18 protein-coding genes are annotated in these 19695 nt (G+C 72.6%); 9 read left to right on the top strand and 9 right to left on the bottom strand.

Annotated features, from left to right (window positions below):
- Positions 1 to 56 precede the first annotated feature (56 nt).
- The 3 genes from ACIRPX_RS09490 (at position 57) to ACIRPX_RS09480 (ending at position 1762) form a co-directional block, all read left to right on the top strand.
- Complete coding sequence (locus ACIRPX_RS09490; protein WP_404190648.1) at positions 57 to 503, top strand: Lrp/AsnC family transcriptional regulator; 447 nt, start codon at positions 57 to 59, stop codon at positions 501 to 503.
- 130 nt (positions 504 to 633) lie between these two features.
- Positions 634 to 1449, top strand: a complete 816-nt coding sequence (locus ACIRPX_RS09485) for an SAM-dependent methyltransferase (RefSeq protein ID WP_404190647.1) — start codon at positions 634 to 636, stop codon at positions 1447 to 1449.
- A 97-nt stretch (positions 1450 to 1546) separates the two neighbouring features.
- Positions 1547 to 1762 (top strand): dodecin, encoded by a 216-nt coding sequence (locus ACIRPX_RS09480; protein WP_404190644.1) that lies wholly within the window; start codon positions 1547 to 1549, stop codon positions 1760 to 1762.
- 268 nt (positions 1763 to 2030) lie between these two features.
- Here ACIRPX_RS09480 and ACIRPX_RS09475 read toward each other — a convergent pair whose 3' ends face one another.
- Positions 2031 to 2522, bottom strand: coding sequence for a hypothetical protein (locus ACIRPX_RS09475; protein WP_404190642.1), 492 nt, complete (start codon positions 2520 to 2522; stop codon positions 2031 to 2033).
- Between the two features lie 40 nt (positions 2523 to 2562).
- Complete coding sequence (locus tag ACIRPX_RS09470) at positions 2563 to 3399, bottom strand: alpha/beta fold hydrolase (RefSeq protein ID WP_404190639.1); 837 nt, start codon at positions 3397 to 3399, stop codon at positions 2563 to 2565.
- Positions 3400 to 3536: 137 nt separating this feature from the next.
- Here ACIRPX_RS09470 and ACIRPX_RS09465 point away from each other — a divergent pair, with 137 nt between their 5' ends.
- Positions 3537 to 4529 (top strand): LLM class flavin-dependent oxidoreductase, encoded by a 993-nt coding sequence (locus ACIRPX_RS09465; RefSeq protein WP_404190636.1) that lies wholly within the window; start codon positions 3537 to 3539, stop codon positions 4527 to 4529.
- 138 nt (positions 4530 to 4667) lie between these two features.
- Here the strand turns inward: ACIRPX_RS09465 and ACIRPX_RS09460 are convergent, their stop codons facing one another.
- A complete protein-coding gene (locus ACIRPX_RS09460; RefSeq protein ID WP_404190634.1) occupies positions 4668 to 5240 on the bottom strand; it encodes a TetR/AcrR family transcriptional regulator in 573 nt (190 codons plus the stop codon).
- 165 nt (positions 5241 to 5405) lie between these two features.
- On the opposite strand from ACIRPX_RS09460, the gene ACIRPX_RS09455 reads away from it, so the two are divergent.
- Together ACIRPX_RS09455 and ACIRPX_RS09450 are read left to right on the top strand one after the other, a co-directional pair.
- Complete coding sequence (locus ACIRPX_RS09455) at positions 5406 to 6425, top strand: NAD-dependent epimerase/dehydratase family protein (protein ID WP_404190631.1); 1020 nt, start codon at positions 5406 to 5408, stop codon at positions 6423 to 6425.
- A 152-nt stretch (positions 6426 to 6577) separates the two neighbouring features.
- Entirely contained in the window at positions 6578 to 7225 is a 648-nt protein-coding gene (locus ACIRPX_RS09450) for a tetratricopeptide repeat protein (RefSeq protein ID WP_404190628.1), read from the top strand.
- A gap of 117 nt (positions 7226 to 7342) precedes the next feature.
- On the opposite strand, the gene ACIRPX_RS09445 is transcribed toward ACIRPX_RS09450, so the two are convergent.
- Both ACIRPX_RS09445 and ACIRPX_RS09440 read right to left on the bottom strand, forming a co-directional pair.
- Positions 7343 to 7747, bottom strand: a complete 405-nt coding sequence (locus tag ACIRPX_RS09445; RefSeq protein ID WP_404190625.1) for a nuclear transport factor 2 family protein — start codon at positions 7745 to 7747, stop codon at positions 7343 to 7345.
- A gap of 11 nt (positions 7748 to 7758) precedes the next feature.
- On the bottom strand, positions 7759 to 10239 hold the full coding sequence (locus ACIRPX_RS09440) for an ATP-dependent Clp protease ATP-binding subunit (protein ID WP_404190622.1): 2481 nt from the start codon (positions 10237 to 10239) through the stop codon (positions 7759 to 7761).
- A gap of 160 nt (positions 10240 to 10399) precedes the next feature.
- Here ACIRPX_RS09440 and ACIRPX_RS09435 point away from each other — a divergent pair, with 160 nt between their 5' ends.
- Both ACIRPX_RS09435 and ACIRPX_RS09430 read left to right on the top strand, forming a co-directional pair.
- Positions 10400 to 12769, top strand: a complete 2370-nt coding sequence (locus ACIRPX_RS09435) for an ATP-binding cassette domain-containing protein (RefSeq protein ID WP_404190619.1) — start codon at positions 10400 to 10402, stop codon at positions 12767 to 12769.
- Between the two features lie 283 nt (positions 12770 to 13052).
- Positions 13053 to 13394: a VOC family protein gene (locus ACIRPX_RS09430; protein WP_384255790.1), complete on the top strand. Its 342-nt coding sequence runs from the start codon at positions 13053 to 13055 to the stop codon at positions 13392 to 13394.
- A gap of 234 nt (positions 13395 to 13628) precedes the next feature.
- On the opposite strand, the gene ACIRPX_RS09425 is transcribed toward ACIRPX_RS09430, so the two are convergent.
- The gene (locus ACIRPX_RS09425; protein ID WP_404190616.1) at positions 13629 to 14828 is read right to left on the bottom strand and encodes an alanine--tRNA ligase-related protein; all 1200 of its coding nucleotides are present in this window, start codon (positions 14826 to 14828) and stop codon (positions 13629 to 13631) included.
- Between the two features lie 275 nt (positions 14829 to 15103).
- Between ACIRPX_RS09425 and ACIRPX_RS09420 the strand changes: the two genes are divergently transcribed.
- Complete coding sequence (locus tag ACIRPX_RS09420) at positions 15104 to 15850, top strand: MBL fold metallo-hydrolase (protein ID WP_404190613.1); 747 nt, start codon at positions 15104 to 15106, stop codon at positions 15848 to 15850.
- Positions 15851 to 15889: 39 nt separating this feature from the next.
- Here the strand turns inward: ACIRPX_RS09420 and ACIRPX_RS09415 are convergent, their stop codons facing one another.
- From ACIRPX_RS09415 to ACIRPX_RS09405, 3 genes are all read right to left on the bottom strand, one after another.
- Positions 15890 to 18151 (bottom strand): DUF6114 domain-containing protein, encoded by a 2262-nt coding sequence (locus ACIRPX_RS09415; RefSeq protein ID WP_404190611.1) that lies wholly within the window; start codon positions 18149 to 18151, stop codon positions 15890 to 15892.
- Positions 18152 to 18191: 40 nt separating this feature from the next.
- Positions 18192 to 18764: a DUF6230 family protein gene (locus ACIRPX_RS09410; protein ID WP_404191207.1), complete on the bottom strand. Its 573-nt coding sequence runs from the start codon at positions 18762 to 18764 to the stop codon at positions 18192 to 18194.
- Between the two features lie 285 nt (positions 18765 to 19049).
- A complete protein-coding gene (locus ACIRPX_RS09405) occupies positions 19050 to 19679 on the bottom strand; it encodes a DUF6230 family protein (protein WP_404190608.1) in 630 nt (209 codons plus the stop codon).
- Positions 19680 to 19695: the final 16 nt, after the last annotated feature.

Below are 19695 nucleotides of genomic sequence, written 5' to 3'. Positions count from 1 at the left end.
CATGGGCCCACTTGCTTGATTCCATTGCGTCACAGGAGGCCGACGAAGGGGTGGCGATGACGCCGTACGCACTGGACGAGACGGATCACCGGCTGCTGCGCCTGCTCCAGGCGGACGGACGGCGCACGTTCTCGGAGATGGCTCCCGAGGTCGGCCTGTCGGTGGCCGCGGTGAAGCGCAGGATCGACCGCATGCGCGACGCCGGGGTCATCACGGGGTTCACCGTCCAGGTCGACCACGCCAAACTCGGCTGGGGCATCGAGGCGTTCACCGAACTCCGCTACGCCGGCACCACCAGCATCAAGGACATCCTCGCCAGCACGACCCGCACACCCGAGGTGCAGGCGGTGTTCACCATCGCCGGTGACCTGGACGCCCTGGTCCACATGCGGGTGCGCGACATCAACCACCTGCAGGAGGTCATCGACCGGCTGCGCGGCTCGGGCAAGGTGATCGGCACCAGGACCCTGATGGTGCTCGGCTCGTGGACGCGGGAGGACTGAGCCGGATCGCCGCGCCGCCCGCCGGCGGATGCAATTGCAGGGCGAACTGGTCTATGGGAAGAGGGCGTTGGCCAATAGGTTATGCGTGGAAGCATTCAACGAAGCCTCGGCCGAAAGACGGACGCCACGCATGACGGACCCTGAGACGACGCACGGACCCGCGGGTCACGCGAAGATCGACACTTCGGTGCCGCACTCGGCCCGGATCTGGAACTACTGGCTGGGCGGCAAGGACAACTACCCGGTCGACGAGCAGGCGGGCGACGCGTACACCGCCGTGTTCCCCGGCATCGTCACCATCGCCCGCAGCAGCCGCGCCTTCCTGCGGCGCAACATCACGTACCTCATCACCGAGGCCGGAATCCGGCAGTTCCTGGACGTCGGAACGGGTCTGCCGACCGCCGACAACACGCACGAGGTGGCCCAGCGGCTGGCACCCGAGGCACGGATCGTCTACGTCGACAACGACCCGATGGTCCTCTCCCACGCCCGCGCGCTGCTCTACTCCTCGCGCGAGGGAGCGACCGCCTACGTCGACGCCGACGTCATGGACCCGGACCGCATCCTGGCGGCGGCCGCCCGGACGCTGGACTTCACGCGCCCCACGGCCCTGATCCTCAGCAACATCCTGGGCCACGTGGGCGACTACAAGGACGCCCGCTCCATCGTGACCCGGCTGATGGACGCGCTGCCCTCGGGCAGCTACCTGTCGATCAACGACGGCTCGCGGGGCATCGACCCGGTCTTCGAGCAGGCGCAGGACGCGTACAACGAGAGCGGGGCCGTCCCCTACAACCTGCGCACCGTCGACGAGATCACGGCGTACTTCGACGGTCTGGAACTCATCGAGCCCGGTGTCGTGTCGGTTCCGCTGTGGCGCCCGGAGGCCGGCACAGCGGCTCCGGACGTCATCGGCGAGCACGGCGGCCTGGCCCGAAAGCCCTGACGGTCGCCGCCCGGTCGGACATGTCGCGCTCCGCCGCGCCTTGGGGCACGGTGGAGTGACGTGTGACACAGGTGTCACGGCGGAGAGGAGCACCGGAATGTCGAACCACACCTACCGGGTCACGGAGATCGTCGGCACCTCGCCCGACGGCGTCGACCAGGCCATCCGCAACGGCCTCGCCCGTGCCTCGCAGACCCTGCGCAACCTGGACTGGTTCGAGGTGACCCAGGTCAGGGGCCAGATCGAGGAGGGGCAGGTCGCGCACTGGCAGGTCGGTCTGAAGGTGGGGTTCCGGCTGGACGAGGACGGCTGAGACACGGGCCGCCACGGCACGAACGGCTGAGACACGGACGGCCGGGTCACGGACGGCCGGGACCGGGGACGTCTCCGACCCGGGACCTCGGACCGGACGTCTCCGACCCGGGACCTCGGACCGGACGTCTCCGACCCGGGACCTCGGGCCGGGCCGAGCGGGCAGGTCGGCGGCGGGCAGCTCGGCAGCGGGCAGGTCGGGGACGGGCAGGTCGGCGGCCACCTGCTCGGCCGGCTGCTCGGCGGCCGGTCCCCGGCTCAGGTGCGTCTCAGGTGCGTCCCTCGCCCTCCTGCGCGGTCCTCAGCGCGGCCGACGGGGCCGTCCAGCGGGCCCGTACGACACGGAAACCGGCCCGCTCGGCGTCGTCGCACACCAAGTCGTCGTCGTCCACGACCACGCGAACGGCCCGGTCGCGGGCAAGGCGGCGCAGGGTCTCCAGCTTGGTGCGCCGGGCCGGCCTGCGGTCGTCGTCGCGCCGCATGTGCACCCGCCCCTCGGGCAACCCCTGCGCGGCGAGCCAGCTCAGCGTGTCGCGGCGGCAGCGCTCGGGCCGGCCGGTGAGATAGACGACCTCGCACTCCTTCGCGCTCTCCAGCGCGAACGCGATGCCCTCCGGGATCGGCGGGTCGGCCGGGGCGGCGGCGAAGAACGCGTCCCAGTCGCGTGGCCTGCGCTCCAGGAACCGCTGCCGGTGGGCCGTGTCGGCGAGCGTGTTGTCCAGGTCGAACACGGCGAGGGGGCGCCTGCTGCTGTCGGTCACACCGACACCCTAGTTTTCCGGTCGCGGCACCGGACAGCGGTCAACCGGCGTGCCGGTCGAGGAAGGCCAGGAGCGCGGCGGTGAGTTCGGCCGGGGCGTCCTCCTGGACGAGGTGGCCGGCGCCGGCGATCGGCTCCAGGCGCGCCCCCGGGATGCGGGCGACGAGTTCGTGCCCCTTCGCCGGCGGGATCCAGGTGTCCTCCTGCCCCCAGCAGACCAGCGTGGGGATGCCGATCTCGCCGTAGCGGTGCTGCACCTCGTTGGTGTGGCGCTGGTCCGCCTGCGCGATCTGCCGGTAGAAGGCCGCCTGGCCCGGGTCGCCGAGCCAGGGGGCGACGAGCCGGTCCAGTACGGCGGGGTGCAGGCCGCGGCTGCTCGCCGAGCCGACGTACTCGCGTACCAGAGCGCCGTGCAGGGCGGGGGGCAACTGCTCGAAGACGTCGGCGTGGGCGCCGACCAGCCGGAAGAACGGCGAGCCCCAGGGCGCCAGTGCGACCGGGTCGACGAGCGCGAGGGCCCGGTGGCGCGCCCCGTGCAGCAGGTGGGCCCGCAAGGCGACGGCGCCGCCGAAGTCGTGGGCCACCACGAACGGTTCGGCCAGCCGCCAGTGCGCGAGGAGTTCGGAGAAGACCCGGCCCTGGGCCGCCAGCGAGACGTCCTGCCCGGCGGTCATCTGCGAGGCGCCGTAGCCGGGCATGTCCCAGACGAACACCTGGTGGCGGCGGGCGAGCGAGCGGGCGACCGCCCGCCAGACGTACGAGGAGAAGGGCGTGCCGTGGCAGAGGACGACGGCGTCCCGGCCCGGCTCGCCGAGCGTGTCCCAGCGGACGTCCCCCGAGGCGCTGCGGAAGGTCTTGGTCAGCGGCCAGTCACTCACAGCGGTGCTCCCATGCGTCGTGGCGGCCGTGACGCGTACACGCTAGCAACCGCCCCCGCCGTCCGCCCGGACCCCCGCCGCGCCCGCGGCCCGCGCGCTCCGAGGAATCCTGCGGGCCGCCAGGTGTTGAACCATGTATGAGCTCCGTGATCGCCTCGACCCGCTTCTCCGTCCTCGACCGCTCCCGCACCCGCGAGGGCCGCACCGACGCGGAGGCGCTGCGGGACACCGTAGGGCTGGCTCAGGAGCTGGAGAGGCTGGGGTACCACCGCGTCTGGGTCTCGGAGCATCACGGCGTGCCGGGAGTCGCCGGGTCCGCGCCGACCGTGCTGGCCGCCGCCGTCGCCGGGGCCACGCGTTCGATCCGGGTCGGCACCGGCGGCGTGATGCTGCCCAATCATCAACCTCTGGTCGTGGCCGAGCAGTTCGGCGTGCTGGAGTCCCTCTTTCCCGGGCGGATCGACATGGGGCTCGGGCGTTCGGTCGGGTTCACCGGCGGAGTGCGCAGGGCGCTGGGGCGGGACAAGGGCGACGCCGACGCCTTCGAGGCGCAGCTGCACGAGCTGCTGGGCTGGTTCCGGGGAACCTCGCCGACGGGGGTGCACGCGCGCCCCGCCGAGGGCCTGACCGTGCCGCCGTTCGTCCTGGCCATGGGCGAGGGCGCCGCGATCGCCGCCCGCGCGGGCCTGCCGATGGTCATCGGCGACCTGCGCAACCGTGCGAAGATGCGGCGCGGCATCGACCACTACCGGGCCCACTTCCGGCCCTCCCCCTGGGCGAGCGAGCCGTACGTCGTCATCTCCGGCACCGTCGCCGTGGCCGCCACCCCCGAGGAGGCCCGGCGGCTGCTGGTCCCGGAGGCCTGGTCGATGGCCTACTCCCGTACCCACGGCACCTTTCCGCCCCTGCCGCCCGCCGAGCGCGTCGAGGGTCTGGCCATGACGGACAAGGAGCGCGGCTTCTACGAGTCCGGTCTCGCCGGTCACCTCGCGGGCACCGACGAACAGGTCGCGCACGAGCTGGAGACGGTGCTGAAGGAGACGGGGGCGCAGGAGGTGCTGGTGACGACGAGCACGTACGACCGTACGGCGCTGCTGGACTCCTACCGTCGCCTGGCCGACCTGCGGTGAGGCCGCCGCCTCCGGCCGCCGCCGCGACCACCCAGGCCGCGACGGGCGGGCGGGACCGTGAACGGCCCCCGCGGAAACGTCGTTCGGAGGGCTGCCGACCCGCGGTCGGCAGGGCGTCCGGGCGTCGTTGTGGTGGCTTCAGGTGTCCGACGGCGGTCTGAGTCCGTCGACGACGAGGGCGAGGATCCGCCGGGCCCGTTCCTCTCCCCCGCGGGCCGGATCGATCCGCCACAGCACGCTCAGCTGCAGCAGGACGTCCTCCGGGTCGAGGCCGGGCTTGAGGGAGCCGTCGGCGGCGCCGGCGTCGAGGAGGAGGGCGATGGCGCGGACGAAGGGGGCGTAGTTCTCGTCGTCACGGCCGTCGTTGGTGGCCGCGTGGACGACCTCGGCGACGCCGTACTTCAGCCGCCCGTAGTGGGCGACCTCGTCGAACCAGAGCCGTAGCGCCGCCAGCGGCGGATGCTCCCGCAGCAGTTCGGGCGCCCGGTCGATCAGGCGCTGGATGTCGTGGCGGTAGATCTCCATCACGAGGGCTTCGCGGGTGGGGAAGTGGCGGTACAGCGTCCCGATGCCGACGCCGGCCCGCTTGGCGATCGCGGTGAGGGAGGTGGAGCCGGAGGCGGCGAGGGCGTCCCGGGCGACGGTCAGGATCCGTTCCCGGTTGTCGAGCGCGTCCTTCCGGGTCGGCTTCGCGGAGGGTGGCGGGTTCACGGGGTCGGTCGTCCCATCGGTCGGGCCTGCCGAGCCGGTCGGCGGCGTGCGGCCGGCCGGCTTCGCTTGCTAAGCGGAGGGGCCTCCGGTACGTTGGGAGACGTGGCGGAGACCCCTCCGCTTACCGTCATTCTGGCACACCCACCCCCTCTGTGGAGGACACCCATGCCTGGACTCGTGCTGGTCACCGGAGGCAGCGGCTACATCGCGGGCTGGACGATCGCCGAGCTCCTGCGGCGCGGCCACCACGTCCGTACGACGGTCCGCTCGGCCGCCCGTGAGCGATCCGTCACCGCGGCCGTGTCGGGCGTCGTCGACCCCGCCGGCCGCCTGAGCTTCGCGGTCGCCGACCTCACCGCCGACGAGGGCTGGGAGGCCGCGCTCAAGGGCGTCGAGCACGTGCTGCACGTCGCCTCGCCGCTCGGCCTCTCCTCGGACGGCCCGGACGCACTGGTCGCCACCGCCCGCGACGGCACGCTGCGCGTCCTGCGCGCCGCCACCGCGGCCGGCGTGCGTCGCGTCGTGATGACCTCGGCGGCGAACGCCGCGAGCCCGTCCTCGTACGCCACCGAAGGCGTCACCGACGAGACGCTGTGGACCGACGCGAGCGATCCCACCCTGATCCCCTACCGCCGCTCCAAGACCCTCGCCGAGCGTGCCGCCTGGGACTTCATGGAGCGCCACGGCGGCGGGACCGAACTGACCACCGTGCTGCCGGGCGCCGTCTTCGGGCCCGTCCTGACGGCGGACACCTCCGGCTCCGTGGGCATCGTCGCCCGCATGATCACCGGCGAGATGGCCGGCATCCCGCGCATCGGCCTGGAGATCGTCGACGTGCGCGACCTCGTCGACGTGCACATCCGGGCGATGACGTCACCGGCGGCCGCGGGTCAACGCTTCCTCGCCACCGGGGAGTTCCAGTGGATGGCGGACATGGCCCGCACGCTCCGCGACGGTCTGGGCGAGCACGGCCGCAGGGTGCCCACCCGTGAGGTCCCGGACGTCGTCATCCGGCTGCTGGCCCGCTTCCGCGACCCGTCCCTGCGGGAGATCACGCCCGCGCTCGGCCGCCGCAGCCGGCACAGCACCGAGAAGGCGCGCACGCTGCTCGGCTGGCAGCCGCGGCCCGCCCGGCAGGCGGTGCTCGACTGCGCGGAGAGCCTGATCGCGCGGGGCGCCGTGTAGCCGCGTGGCCCCGCAGCCCGTGCGGCGGCCCAGGAGCGGCGACGGGCACCCGCCCCGGTCAGAGGACACGTCACGCCCGAAATACGTGCCGCCCGGCGCCGGTACGGCGTTAGCCTCGGCACTGCCATCGTCCGACGGGGAAAGGTGAGGGCATGCGGGAGCAGGACTGGGTGGAACGCGCGGGAGAGCTCTTCGAGGCGGCGATGTTCCGCGGGGACACGTCCGCGCTGAACCGGTCCGACGAGGAACTGGACGCGGTCGAGGCACCCTTGTCGATGGCACGCGGCAAGCTGCTGCACGTGCGCTTCCTCAACGACCGCGAGGAGAACGGCCGCGAACTGGAACTGTTCGAGCGCGCGGCCGAGTTGTACCGGCGGCTTGGGGACGGGGCGGGTGAGGCGGAGGCGCTGTTCTGGATCGGATGCTGGCACCAGGTGGTGCGCGGCGACGGCGACACGGGCCGGCCCTGCTTCGAGCGGTCGTACGCGCTGGCGCGGTCCGCCGGCGACCGGATGACGATGTCGTACGCGATCCGCCACCTCGGCTTCGCCGACAAGGACGCGGGTCGACTCGACCGGGCCCGCGAGCGGTTGACCGAATCGGTGACGCTGCGCCGCGCGATCGGCTTCCGGCCGGGTGAGGCGGCGGGCCTGGTGGCGCTGGCCTACCTCGCGGCCGAGACCGGCGACCGGGCGGCGGCGGTCCGCCACCTCGACGAGGCGGAGGCGGTCGCCGAGGAGTGCGGCGCCAAGGCCGTGTCGGGATGGGTGGAGCAGGCGCGCACCCTGATCCGCCCGTAGGCGGGGCCCGGGCGGGTACGTCACGTCCGATCGCCCCCGACCCCGTCGCCGGACCCTCCCCGGGCACCCGTGCCGCATGCTCGTCGAGCGACCGCGCCGCCGTCCGGTGCCGGGCGGTCAGTCGCCGAAGTAGGCCCTGGCGACGGCGTGGGTGTCCTCGTAGAGGTGGTAGCGGGTGATGCGCCCTTCCTGGACCGTGGTGTGCAGGGCGAACGCGGTGTCGATGTCGCGGCCCGTCCTCCTGACCTCGGAGACCATGCGGCCGAGGAGGACCACGTCGTCGCCGTCGGCGATGACCTGGTGGAGGTCCAACTCCTTGCCCTGCACGTGGGTCTGGAGCAGCTCGAAGAACGTCCGCATGCCCTCCGCCGAGTCGACCTCCGGGACCCACGGAATGCCGGGCGGGTGCGGGATCGAGAAGGACACCGAGTCGGCGAACAGCGCCGCCGCCTCCGCACTCTTCCCCTCGGCGAGCAGCGGGAACAAGCGTTGCACGGTCTGTGCCGGTGACTCTGCTGTCATGTGTGCCGACGTTACCCGGCCGACTCACCTCGTTCCGCCCGTACGGCGATCGCCCCGTCCTGCACGTCCACCACCGCGTGGTCCCCGGCCGTCAGCTCCCCCGACAGCAGCAGGTCCGCCAGCCGGTCGTCGACCTCGCGCTGGATGGTGCGGCGCAGGGGGCGCGCGCCGAAGTCGGGCTGGTGGCCGATGTCGGCCAGGACGTCGGCCGCCACGTCGGTGACGTCCAGGGTGACGTCCTGGGCGTGCAGCCGGCGCCGGGTGTGCTCCAGCAGGAGTCCGACGATCTGGCGCAGCTGGGTGCGGTCGAGGCCGCGGAAGACGATGATCTCGTCGATCCGGTTGAGGAACTCGGGACGGAAGTGCTGCCCCAGGATCGGCATCACGGTCGCGCGGACCTTGGCGTAGTCGTCCACGCCCGCGGCCAGGATGCGGTCGGCGCCGATGTTCGACGTCATGATGATCACGGTGTTCTTGAAGTCGACCGTACGGCCCTGGGAGTCGGTGAGCCGGCCGTCGTCCAGCAGCTGCAGCAGCGTGTTGAAGACGTCCGGGTGCGCCTTCTCGACCTCGTCCAGCAGCACCACGGCGTACGGCTGCCTGCGCACGGCCTCGGTGAGCTGACCGGCCTCCTCGTGGCCGACGTACCCGGGAGGCGCGCCGACCAGGCGGGAGACCGTGTGCCGCTCCTGGAACTCGCTCATGTCCAGGCGGATCATGCGGTGCTCGTCACCGAACAGCGCCGCGGCCAGGGCGCGGGCCAGCTCCGTCTTGCCGACGCCCGTCGGGCCGAGGAACAGGAAGCTGCCGACCGGCCGGTTCGGATCGCTCATACCGGCGCGGGCGCGGCGCACCGCCCGGGCGATCGCGGTGATCGCCTCGTCCTGGCCGACCACCCGCTGGTGCAGGTGCTCCTCCAGCTTCATCAGCCGGGCCCGCTCCTCCTCGGTGAGCTGGGCGACGGGGATGCCGGTGGTGCGGGAGACGACCTCGGCGATGTCCTCGGCGGTCACCTTGGGCACCTGCGCCTCGCCCGTGCCGGCCTCCGTGAGCTCCGCCTCGGTCTCCTTGACACGGTCGCGCAGTTCCTTGGCGCGCTCGTACTCCTCGTCGGCGACCGCCTGGTCCTTCTCCCGGTTCAGGGCGGCGATGCGGTCCTCGATCTCGCGGGTGTCGGCGAGCGGGGTCTTCGCCCGCAGCCGTACCCGCGCCGCCGCCTGGTCCATCAGGTCGATCGCCTTGTCCGGCAGGAAGCGCGAGGTGATGTACCGGTCGGAGAGCTCGGCCGCCGCGACCACCGCCTCGTCGGTGATACGGACCTGGTGGTGGGCCTCGTAGCGGTCGCGCAGGCCGCGCAGGATCTCCACCGTGTCGTCGACCGTCGGCTCGCCGACCAGGATCGGGGCGAAGCGGCGCTCCAGGGCGGCGTCCTTCTCGATGTGCCTGCGGTACTCGTCGACGGTGGTGGCGCCGATCAGATGCAGCTCGCCGCGGGCGAGGGCGGGCTTGAGCATGTTGCCCGCGTCCATGGCGCCCTCGCCGCCTCCGCCCGCGCCCACGACGGTGTGCAACTCGTCGAGGAACAGCACCAGTTCGTCGCCGTGTTCACCGACCTCGTCGAGGAGCTTCTTCAGCCGCTCCTCGAACTCGCCGCGGTACTTCGTGCCCGCGACCATGCCGGCCAGGTCGAGGGAGACCAGCCGCTTGCCCTCCAGCGTCCTCGGTACGTCGCCGGAGACGATGCGCTGGGCGATGCCCTCGGCGATCGCGGTCTTGCCGACGCCCGGGTCGCCGACCAGGACCGGATTGTTCTTGCTGCGGCGGGAGAGGACCTCGATGGTCTGCTCGACCTCCTCGTCCCGCCCGATCACCGGGTCGAGACGGCCGGCGCGGGCGTCCTCGGTGAGGTCGCGGCCGTACGCGTCGACGGTGGGCGTGCTGCTGGGGCGCTTGCGCTCGCCCGCTGCCTCGCCGCCGGCGGCGGGCAGCCGGGCGGGCTCCCAGCCGTTCTCGCCGAGCAGGTGGCCGGCCGCCGACTCGGGGTTGGCGGCCAGCGCCCGCAGCAGGTGCTCGGGGCCGATGTAGGAGGATCCCTCGGCGCGGGAGAGCTGGTAGGCGTCGAGCAGGGCGCGCTTGGCCGACGGGGTCAGCGTGGCGGGCTCGGTCTTCTCGCCGCCGTCCTCGGTGCTCTCCAGCCGCTCCCGGAGCCGGTCGGGGTCCACGCCCGCCTCGGTGAGCAGCCGGCGGGTGGAGTCGTGCCGGGTGGCGGCGGCCAGCAGATGCCGGGCGTCCAGTTCCTCGCTGCCTTCGACGGCGGCGACGTCCCGCGCGTCGGCCACCAGTTCCCGGGCCCGCTCCGAGAGCAGGCTGCCGATGTCGACCCGCTGCGCCCGGCTCGGCGAACCACCCCCGGTGCCCCCGAAGAACCGGGACATCAACTCGTCGAACTCCTCGAAGGGACTGCGTCCGAAACCGAAACCGGGAGTCGTCATGTCCACGGACCTTCCGCGCGAAGCCAGGCATACGCGTCCAAACTGGCACAGACCTGTCGGCCCCGCACCCGCGCCGGTCGCCGGGCGTGACGTACCAGGTCGGACTAGGATTGCGGGGTTTGTCCCGCCGCAGCCCCAGACCGTACGGAGTGCTGACCTCATGCACGGCCCCCGCGTCCCGCACGACGGCCACGACGGCCACGACCCCTACGTCCGTGTCCGCGGCGCCCGCGAGCACAATCTCAAGAGTGTGGACGTCGACATTCCGCGGGACGTGCTGGCCGTGTTCACGGGGGTGTCCGGGTCGGGGAAGTCCTCGCTCGCCTTCGGGACGATCTACGCCGAGGCGCAGCGGCGCTACTTCGAGTCGGTCGCGCCGTACGCGCGCCGGCTGATCCACCAGGTCGGTGCGCCGAAGGTCGGGGAGATCACCGGCCTGCCGCCCGCGGTCTCACTCCAGCAGCGCCGCTCGGCGCCGACCTCCCGCTCGTCCGTCGGCACGGTCACCCATCTGTCGAACTCGCTGCGGATGCTGTTCTCCCGGGCCGGAGACCACCCGCCGGGCGCCGAGCGCCTCGACTCCGACGCCTTCTCCCCCAACACGGCCGCCGGGGCCTGCCCGGAGTGCCACGGCCTCGGTCAAGTCCACCGTACGAAAGAGGAGTTGCTGGTCCCCGATCCTTCGCTGTCGATCCGGGACGGCGCGATCGCCGCGTGGCCCGGTGCCTGGCAGGGCAAGAACCTGCGCGACATCCTCGACGCGCTCGGGCACGACGTCGACCGCCCGTGGCGCGAACTGCCCGCCGACGCGCGGGAGTGGATCCTCTTCACCGACGAGCAGCCGGTCGTCACGGTGCACCCGGTGCGCGACGCGGACCGCATCCAACGGCCCTACCAGGGCACGTACATGAGCGCCCGCCGCTACGTCCTGAAGACCTTCTCCGACTCCAAGAGCCCCGCCCTGCGCGCCAAGGCGGAACGCTTCCTGACCAGCACGCCCTGCCCGGCGTGCGGCGGCAGCCGGCTGCGGCCCGAGGCGCTGGCGGTGACCTTCGCGGGCCGTACGATCGCCGAGTTCGCGGCGCTGCCGCTCACGGACCTCGCCTCCGCGCTGCACGCCACCTCGGAGACCGCCCGCGTTCTCACCGAGGACCTGCGGGCGCGTATCGCACCGATCCTCGAACTCGGCCTGGGCTACCTCAGCCTGGACCGCCCCACGCCCACCCTCTCGGCGGGCGAGCTGCAGCGGCTGCGCCTCGCGACGCAGCTGCGCTCCGGGCTGTTCGGAGTCGTCTACGTCCTCGACGAGCCGTCCGCGGGGCTGCACCCGGCGGACACCGAAGCCCTGCTGACCGTCCTGGAACGGATGAAGTCGGCGGGCAACTCGGTGTTCGTCGTCGAGCACCACCTCGACGTCATGCGGGGCGCCGACTGGCTGGTGGACGTGGGCCCGCACGCCGGCGAGCACGGCGGCGAGGTGCTGCACAGCGGTCCGGTGGCCGACCTGGCCTCGGTGGCCGCGTCCGCGACGGCCCGTTTCCTCTTCGACCGCTCCCCCGCCGTCGTACGCCAAGCGCGCACGCCACGCGGTGAGTTGAAGGTCGGTCCGGTGACCCGGCACAATCTGCGCGGCGTGACCGCTGAGTTCCCGCTCGGCGTCCTCACCGCGGTCACCGGCGTCTCCGGCTCCGGCAAGTCCACGCTGATCGGCGAGATCACCGAGGATCTGGCGGGCGTACGGCGGCTGGTCTCGGTCGACCAGAAGCCCATCGGCCGCACTCCGCGCTCCAACCTGGCGACGTACACGGGTCTGTTCGACGTCGTACGCAAGGAGTTCGCGGCCACCGACGAGGCGCGCGAGCGGGGGTACGGCGTCGGCCGCTTCTCCTTCAACGTCGCCGGGGGCCGCTGCGAGACCTGTCAGGGCGAGGGCTTCGTGAGCGTGGAGCTGCTGTTCCTGCCCGGCACCTACGCGCCGTGCCCGTCCTGCGGCGGGGCGCGCTACAACCCCGAGACGCTCCAAGTGACCTACCGGGGACGGAACATCGCGCAGGTGCTGGACCTGACGGTGGAGAGCGCGGCGGAGTTCTTCGCGGACACGCCGGCGGTGGCCCGCAGCCTCACCACACTCCTGGACGTGGGGCTCGGCTACCTCCGCCTGGGCCAGCCCGCCACCGAACTCTCCGGTGGCGAGGCCCAACGCATCAAGCTGGCCAGTGAGCTGCAGCGCGGCCGGCGCAGCCACACCCTCTATCTCCTTGACGAGCCCACCACCGGCCTCCATCCGGCCGACGTGGAGGTCCTGATGCGCCAGCTGCACGGCCTGGTGGACGCCGGGCACACCGTGGTCGTCGTCGAGCACGACATGTCGGTCGTGGCCGGCGCGGACTGGGTCGTCGACCTCGGCCCGGGCGGCGGCGACGCGGGCGGCCGCATTGTGGCGACGGGGACTCCGGCGCGGGTGGCGGAGACGGAAGGGAGCGCCACGGCGCCGTATCTGCGGCGGGTGCTGGCGGCGGGGACGGCGTGAGCGCGGTGCCAGGGCGGCGGGGACGGTGCGAGCGCGGTGCCAGCGCGGCGTGGGCGTGATCAGCGGCGTGAGCCTGCCGTAGTCCGGCCAGAGCACCGTGCCGGCCTGCTCCCACCGCAGGTCGCCGGCCTCCGGGTGGCCGATGCGGTCGATGATCCAGCGGGGCTCGGCGACGAGGCGCCGCACCTCCCGACCCCCACCACCAAGATCCGCTTCACCCCGGGCACCCCACAGCGGTGGTGAATGCGCACGTCCCGCCCTGCGGCCGACCTATCGTGACGCCATGACCCTCACGCTCTTCGCAGGCATCCCGGTCAACGACTACGCGACCGCGCTGGCCTGGTACGAACGGCTCCTCGGCTCCCAGCCGGCGTTCTTCCCGAACGACAAGGAAGCGGTGTGGGAGCTGGCCGAGCATCGCTACGTCTACATCGAGCACCGCCCCGGACACGGCGGCCACGCGCTGCACACCGTGTTCGTCGACGACCTCGACGCCCGCGTCACGGAGATCGCCGAACGGGGCCTGGAGCCGACGAGCAGGGAGACGTACGCCAACGGCGTACGCAAGGTCACCTACCACGACCCGGACGGCAACGAGTTCGGCTTCGGCGGCGCGTCGGCATGATCCGGCCGGCGGCGGCGCGCTGCCCTGCTTGCCGGGCGAGAGCTCGCACCGGATGCCGTCGAGTCCCATAGGAGGGTGAGCAGGTTGTGGGGGGGTGGGTCTGGTCCGCGGTGGTGGTCGCCCCGATCGACAGCCGGCCGACGCCGACGTCGGCCGTGCACGGTCCACCGGCCACCGGGCGGCCCTCGCAGCCGTCCGCGACAACGCCATGTCACCGTTTCCCGGTGACCCGCGTCAGCCGGCGTCCAAGGAGCCGGACAGCCGTGGTGTGCGCAGGCCGGTCACCAGGTCGCGGGGCAGGCCGTGGGTGTCGTGGAGGCAGCGGTAGTCCTCGTCGGTCAGCGGGCGGTCGAACTCCGTTCGGGAGAGCACCCGTTGGCCTCGTTCGAGGAGCCGGGTGAAGCGCTGTTCCTCGTGCAGGAGCACCTCCCGGACGGATTCGGGTCCGCAGAGCTGCTGGAAGTGGTCGAGGGTGTGTTCCACGAGGTCCACGGGCACGTCGGTCAACGTGCGGGACGGGTCGCCGCGTCGCAGCGTGGTGAGCAGGCGGCGGATCAGGCGGCGCAGTACGTGACCGCGGCCGGTGCTGGACGGGCGCACCCCGTCGCCGACGACGACGATGCCGGAGCGCAGGTGGTCGCAGACCAGACGCAGGGAGCGCTCGTCCAGGTCCCACAGCCGCGGCAGCAGTCGCATCCACGGTTCGAACAGGTCCGTCTCGTAGACCGAACCCCGTCCCTGGAGGACGGTCAGCAGGCGTTCCAGGCCCATGCCCGTGTCGATGCCGGGCTGCCGCAGGGGTTCGAGCGTTCCGTCCTCGTGCCGGTGGTGGCGCATGTGGACGTGGTTCCAGATCTCCACCCAGCGCGGGTCGGTGGTGGGGGTGCCCCGGGGCGGGACGTCTGAGCCGCCCGTCCAGACGAAGATCTCCGAGTCGGGGCCGCAGGGGCCGACCGGCCCGTTGGACCACCAGTTCTCGTCGCCGGTCCGCTCCACGGGCACCCCCAACTCCTGCCAGGTGCGCAGGGATTCGAGGTCGGGGCCGACCTGGTCGTCGCCGTCGAAGACCGTCACGTGCAGGAGCCCCTGCGGGATGCCGAAGCCGTCGCACAGCAGCTCGTGGCCCATGCGCAGGCTCTCGGGATGGCCGTAGTCGCCCAGGGACCACGAGCCCAGCATCTCGAAGACCGTCAGATGCGTGGGATCGCCGACCTCGTCCAGGTCGGTGGTGCGCAGACAGCGCTGGACGTTGACCAGACGCCGGCCCTGGGAGTGCGGGCGGCCCAGCAGGTACGGCGTCAGGGGATGCATGCCGGAGGTGGTGAACAGCACCGGGTCCGTGGGCGGCGGGAGCAGGGAGCTGCCGGTGACGAGCCGGTGCCCGCGCTCGCGGAAGAACTCGGTGAAGGTCTGCACGACCTGGTCGGTGTTCATGGCGGTGGTCCTTCGGGTCATGGGGACCGGAAGGGACCGCGGGAGCGGCGCCTACGAGCCTGCGGAGAAGGGCGAGAGGGGCGAGAGCGCGTCCCGGCGGTCCGTTTCCGGCCGCCGGGGAAAGGTGAGGAGGTCAGGCGTCGGCAGCCGGCGAGTTCGTCGCTCGCGCGGCCGCGCTGGGGCTGCAACAGGTCCTGACCTTCATGGACGCCACGCTAGCAAGCGATCCGAGAGTCCGTCGCCCGGTTTTCCGGCGAGCGTTAGGGTCTGCTGTCATGCGACTGACGGTTCTCGGCGGCTGCGGTGCCTGGCCCACGGCGGAGCAGCCGTGCAGCGGCTATCTCGTCGAGTACGACGGCTTCCGCCTGCTGCTCGATCCCGGCTACGCGAGCATGCCGCGTCTGCTGCACCACCTCACCGTCGACGCGGTCGACGCGGTGCTGGTCAGTCACGGGCACCCGGACCACTGCGCCGACCTCAACCCCCTGCTGCGCGCACGGGCGTTGAGCGACGACTCTCCGCCGGCCCTGCCGGTGCACGCCCCGCGCGGAGCGCTCGACGCGGTGCTCGCGCTGGACAGGCCGGGCATGCTGGCGGCGGCGTACCGTCTGCACGCGTTCGATCCCGGCGACCGGTTCGAGATCGGTCCGTTCACCGTCGGGACCCGGCTGCTGCCGCACTTCGTGCCCAACGCCGGCATCCGGCTCGCCACGCCCCGCGGGATCCTCGCCTACACCGGCGACACCGGCCCCAGCCCCGACATCCCGCGCCTGGCCGAAGGCGCCGACCTGTTCCTGTCGGAGGCCACGTACGTCCACCGCGTGCCGGACGGCGATGCGCCGTATCTGCTGACCGCGCGCCTGGCCGGCCGGTACGCCCACCAGGCGGGCGCGGCGCGGCTGATCCTCACCCACCTGTGGCCGGGCACGGATCGGGCGACCGCCCGGGAGACGGCCGCGGAACTCTTCGCGGGGCCGATCGACGTCGCCGTACCGGACCTCGCCGTGGAAGCGGCTTCCTGATCGGATCCCTGGTCGAAGGAGCAGGACGGTGCGGCCTCGTCAGCGGGACGCCGTCTGGTGCAGACCGGGGACGTCCAGATCGTCGGCGCTGAGGTACTGGTTGTACGCGGTGACGTCCGTGAAGAAGATCGGGATGGGCAGGGTCAGCCCCGGCGGCAGCGGCGGCGGCATGCTCGGGGTGAACGTGACGGGGAGCAGGCCGAGCAGTTTCCCGCTGAGGACCTTGGTCAGCAGGACCACGGGCTGACCGGTGGCGACCGTCGTGCTGGAGGGGGCGCCGTCCGTCTCCAGAGTGCCCTGGCAGGGATACCAGGGGCCGGGTGCGGTCGGGTCCACGCTGCCGATACCGGGAATGCCCATGTCCAGCAGGGGCAGCCGGAGGCCGGGCAGGCCGTGGAAGGGCGGAGCCGGCGGCGGAGGCTGGTTGCGACCGCATCGGGGGGCGAGGAGCGGCGCGGTCTCGCGCAAGCTCTCGATGTCGAGGCGGGTCACCGTGAAGACCAGGACCTCCTGAGGCCCGTACGCCGTCGGCACCTCGGTGATGCCGTGATAGGTCAGGCCGGTGAGCACCATCAGGGGGCTGCGGACCCGGAACGGCTGGGCCGCGGCGGGTACTTGGTACGCGGCCGCGTCGACCCCGAGCCTGAGGGAGATCAGGGGCTGCGGAAGGCACCAGGGCGAGCGCGCGCCCCCGCCGGAGCCGACGTCCAGCTTGATGTGCAGGGGCAGAAGCGACAGCGGGCCGTCCATCCGCCCGTCGCCGGGCAGGCGCGGGATGGGCAAGGGCAGGGCGGATGGCGGAACGGCCTCGCGGGCGGCGTCGCCGGACCGGGCCGGGTCCCCGTGCGAGGCTCCCGACCGGGCCGGGTCCCTGTGCGAGGCGCCCGACCGGGCGGCGTCCTCGTGCGAGGCGGCCGACCCTGACGAGTGGTCGGCGTTGCCGCGCCGCAGTGGGGCGGCGGTACCGCTCGGGCTCGGCGTCGCGCGGTCGTGCCGGGCGGCTGGGCTGTCGTCGTGCCGGCGAGGGGTGTCGTGTGCGCCGGGCGCACCGTCCAGGCCCAGCAGGCCGGCGACCGAACCGAGCAGGCCCGCTCCGGAGGAGGGTGTCGGTGCGGGCGCAGGCTTCACGGGGCCGGATCCCCGCCCGGACGTGTGTGTGCCGTGCGCTTCGGTACGCGGCTTCGGCACCCCGGGGGCGCGGGAGGTGTGCGACCCCTGCGGGCCGGACTCCGCGGTGGCCGGCCCCGTGGGGCGGTGAGCGTGCTCAGGCCCGGTGCGGGGTGCGTTCGGCCCGTCGTGCGGTGCGTCCGGCTCGGCGTCCGCCGGGCTGCGGTTTCCCGTGCCCGGCGCGGTGGGTGCCTTCCCGGCCAGCAGTCCACCGAGCAGGGAACAGACCGTCAGCCCCTGGGCGGTGTCGGTGTCCTCGCCGGCGGTCCCGCCGGGCATGCCGGGCACGCCGGGCACGCCGAGTGGTGCGTCGGCGATGTTCGACACCGTCCGGGCGTGGTGCGCAGGAGCCGCTTGCAGCCCGCCGGTCAGGAGAGCCCCGATCGGTAGCACACCGAGCGCCCGCAGCCGGGTCGTGCGCCACGTCAGAGGCTCCGTACGTGCGTTGCCACCGCCCTGTCCGCCGTCGGCCGTCTGGCCTCCGTCGCCACCTCCCCCGCTTCCCGGCGCACCGGAACCGCCGGAACCGCCGGAACCGCCGGAACCGCCGGGCCCACCGCCCCCACCAGGGCCGCCGGGGCCGCCACTCCCACCGGGGCCGCCCTGACCATCCGGCTCGTCAGGGTCGGTCGGGGCGGCCGGGTCGCCCGGATCGGCGGGTTCCCCGGGGCCGTCCGAGCCGTTCCCCCGACGCCAGTCCGGCCAGATCGGGGGCTGGGCCGGAGGGCGTGGGTACGGCACCCAGCTCACCGCCATCGCGCCGCCCGCGATGCCCAGCAGAAAGCCGATCAGGAAGCCGCCGAAATTGGAGAGCACGAGTGAGGCGACGGCGAACACCAGCGTCGCGATGCCCGCGAACACCCGGTGCCCGGGCGCCAGCCACAAGCTGAGCGCGAGGACCACCATGAAGATCCCCATGAGCGACCCCGCCACGCCGGCGATGCCCTCGTGCATCATGATCGGCAACGGCGCGAACGGGATGGACAGGATCTCGACCCCGGCCAGCAGCGTCCACACTCCCGCCCAGAACGGGCGGCTTCGCCGCCAGTCGGTGAAGGCGTTCCACCACCCGGACCGCCGCCCGTCGTCGGCTCCGCTCCCCTTGCCTCCCGCGCGCGGCAGCGCACTCCTCACGTCGCTCTCCCGGGGGTGTGGTCGTGTGCGTGACATGGCATCAGAAACACGAGTGGTCGCCGACCTTCACGCTCAGGTGGAGTCCCGGCAGCCGGAACGTCGCCGCACTCACCGAACGCGTCTGCTGCCGCAGATCGTCGATGCGTACGGTGTCGGCCTGCTCGCCGAAGCCACCGGGCTCGCCGTGCACACCGGGCACCCCCTGCACGGTCGCGGCGTCCTGGCCGATGTTGATGTCGTGGAAGAGCGCGTCACCCTGCAGGTCGTGGGTGTCCGCGACGAGCCGGTACGCGTGCGCGGGAGTCCCGCCGTCGCCCGAGGTCAGCCGCAGGGTGACGGGCCCGAAGAGAGGCACGTCCTGCACGACGGACTGGCAGAGGTCGTACAGCTTGGCGTGGCGGATCCCGGAGAGCGCCTCCGGGTACGAGGCATGAGCGCCTCGGTCCAGCACACCGAACTGGACGAACCCGCGCCCTTCGAGGGTGCTGGCCGCGATCTGGAAGCTCTGGCCGGACACCGTGAACGAGTTGGGCGACACCCCGAAGGACGCGGCCAGGGCACCACGTGCCATCGCCGTGCACAGCACGGCGGACGCCAGCAGGGTGGGCACCATGGCCACGGCCAGACGCCTCCATCGGGTGTGCCCGGCAGGACGTGAGCTCACGGCGTCCTGTGCGGCACTTTCGGCGATGCTTGTCATCCCTCTCCCCGTCAGACATGCGGGGCCGGCCCACCGGGCCGAGAGACCCCGACGCCCGAGTCTCGGGCGGTATACATCGCCAACTGCCGCGGGACCCGCCTGTGACACCGCGACCGGCCGAGGGACCCGAATGGGGGGACGTCTTCACCCGCTCGGCTCAACGGGAGCCGTAGCGGGTGAAAGGTGGGACGGGCCCGTTCAGTAGCAGGGCTTGGCTCCGGACTTCACACCCAGGTGCAGGCCGGTCAGCCGGAAGGTGGCCGCGGTCACCTCACGGGTCGACTGCCGCAGGTGATCGATGCGTACGGTGTCCGCCCGCTGGCCGAAGATTCCCGCCCCGTCGGGGCCGTTCTGGAAGGTCGAGGCGTCCTGTCCGATGGTGATGTTGCTGAACACCGCGTCGCCGCCGAGGTCGTCCGTGTGGACGACGAGATGGTCCGCGTGCGCGGGCCTGCCGCCCCCGCCGGCGCCGATCCGCAGCGTGGTCTCGCCGACGACGGGAAGGCGCACGACCATCGACTGGCACAGGTTGTACAGGTCGGCCGAATCGATGCCGGCGATGGCCTCCGGATATGCCTGGGACTTGGACTGGTCCATCCCGACGTACTGGGTGAACCCGGTGCCCTGCAGCCGGTCGGCGGAGATCTTGAGGTTCTGTCCGGAGATCACCATGGACTGTGCGGAGACCGCGAGGGAGACCGGGAGGGCGCCCGCGCTGACCGCCGCCAGGAGTGCCCCGGAGACCAGCAGCGTCGGCACCATCACCCAGCCGAGCCGCGACCACCGGGTGTGCCCCGCGGGGCGGGATCCGGGTTCAGGGACCGTCATCACTGCCTCCCCGCCT

Origin of the sequence: Streptomyces sp. NPDC101225, from assembly GCF_044767585.1 — a bacterium.
Taxonomy (GTDB): domain Bacteria; phylum Actinomycetota; class Actinomycetes; order Streptomycetales; family Streptomycetaceae; genus Streptomyces.
The sequence above is the reverse complement of the archived record's forward strand: the minus strand, read 5'-3'. Positions and strand labels throughout refer to the sequence as shown.

Excerpts from the sequence above, each read along its gene's own strand:
- ACIRPX_RS09490 (WP_404190648.1), top strand. The coding sequence starts at position 57 with ATGACGCCGTACGCACTGGACGAGACGGATCACCGGCTGCTGCGCCTG.
- ACIRPX_RS09485 (WP_404190647.1), top strand. The coding sequence starts at position 634 with ATGACGGACCCTGAGACGACGCACGGACCCGCGGGTCACGCGAAGATC.
- ACIRPX_RS09480 (WP_404190644.1), top strand. The coding sequence starts at position 1,547 with ATGTCGAACCACACCTACCGGGTCACGGAGATCGTCGGCACCTCGCCC.
- ACIRPX_RS09465 (WP_404190636.1), top strand. The coding sequence starts at position 3,537 with ATGAGCTCCGTGATCGCCTCGACCCGCTTCTCCGTCCTCGACCGCTCC.
- ACIRPX_RS09455 (WP_404190631.1), top strand. The coding sequence starts at position 5,406 with ATGCCTGGACTCGTGCTGGTCACCGGAGGCAGCGGCTACATCGCGGGC.
- ACIRPX_RS09450 (WP_404190628.1), top strand. The coding sequence starts at position 6,578 with ATGCGGGAGCAGGACTGGGTGGAACGCGCGGGAGAGCTCTTCGAGGCG.
- ACIRPX_RS09445 (WP_404190625.1), bottom strand. The coding sequence starts at position 7,747 with ATGACAGCAGAGTCACCGGCACAGACCGTGCAACGCTTGTTCCCGCTG.
- ACIRPX_RS09440 (WP_404190622.1), bottom strand. The coding sequence starts at position 10,239 with ATGACGACTCCCGGTTTCGGTTTCGGACGCAGTCCCTTCGAGGAGTTC.
- ACIRPX_RS09435 (WP_404190619.1), top strand. The coding sequence starts at position 10,400 with ATGCACGGCCCCCGCGTCCCGCACGACGGCCACGACGGCCACGACCCC.
- ACIRPX_RS09430 (WP_384255790.1), top strand. The coding sequence starts at position 13,053 with ATGACCCTCACGCTCTTCGCAGGCATCCCGGTCAACGACTACGCGACC.
- ACIRPX_RS09425 (WP_404190616.1), bottom strand. The coding sequence starts at position 14,828 with ATGAACACCGACCAGGTCGTGCAGACCTTCACCGAGTTCTTCCGCGAG.
- ACIRPX_RS09420 (WP_404190613.1), top strand. The coding sequence starts at position 15,104 with ATGCGACTGACGGTTCTCGGCGGCTGCGGTGCCTGGCCCACGGCGGAG.
- ACIRPX_RS09410 (WP_404191207.1), bottom strand. The coding sequence starts at position 18,764 with ATGGTGCCCACCCTGCTGGCGTCCGCCGTGCTGTGCACGGCGATGGCA.
- ACIRPX_RS09405 (WP_404190608.1), bottom strand. The coding sequence starts at position 19,679 with ATGACGGTCCCTGAACCCGGATCCCGCCCCGCGGGGCACACCCGGTGG.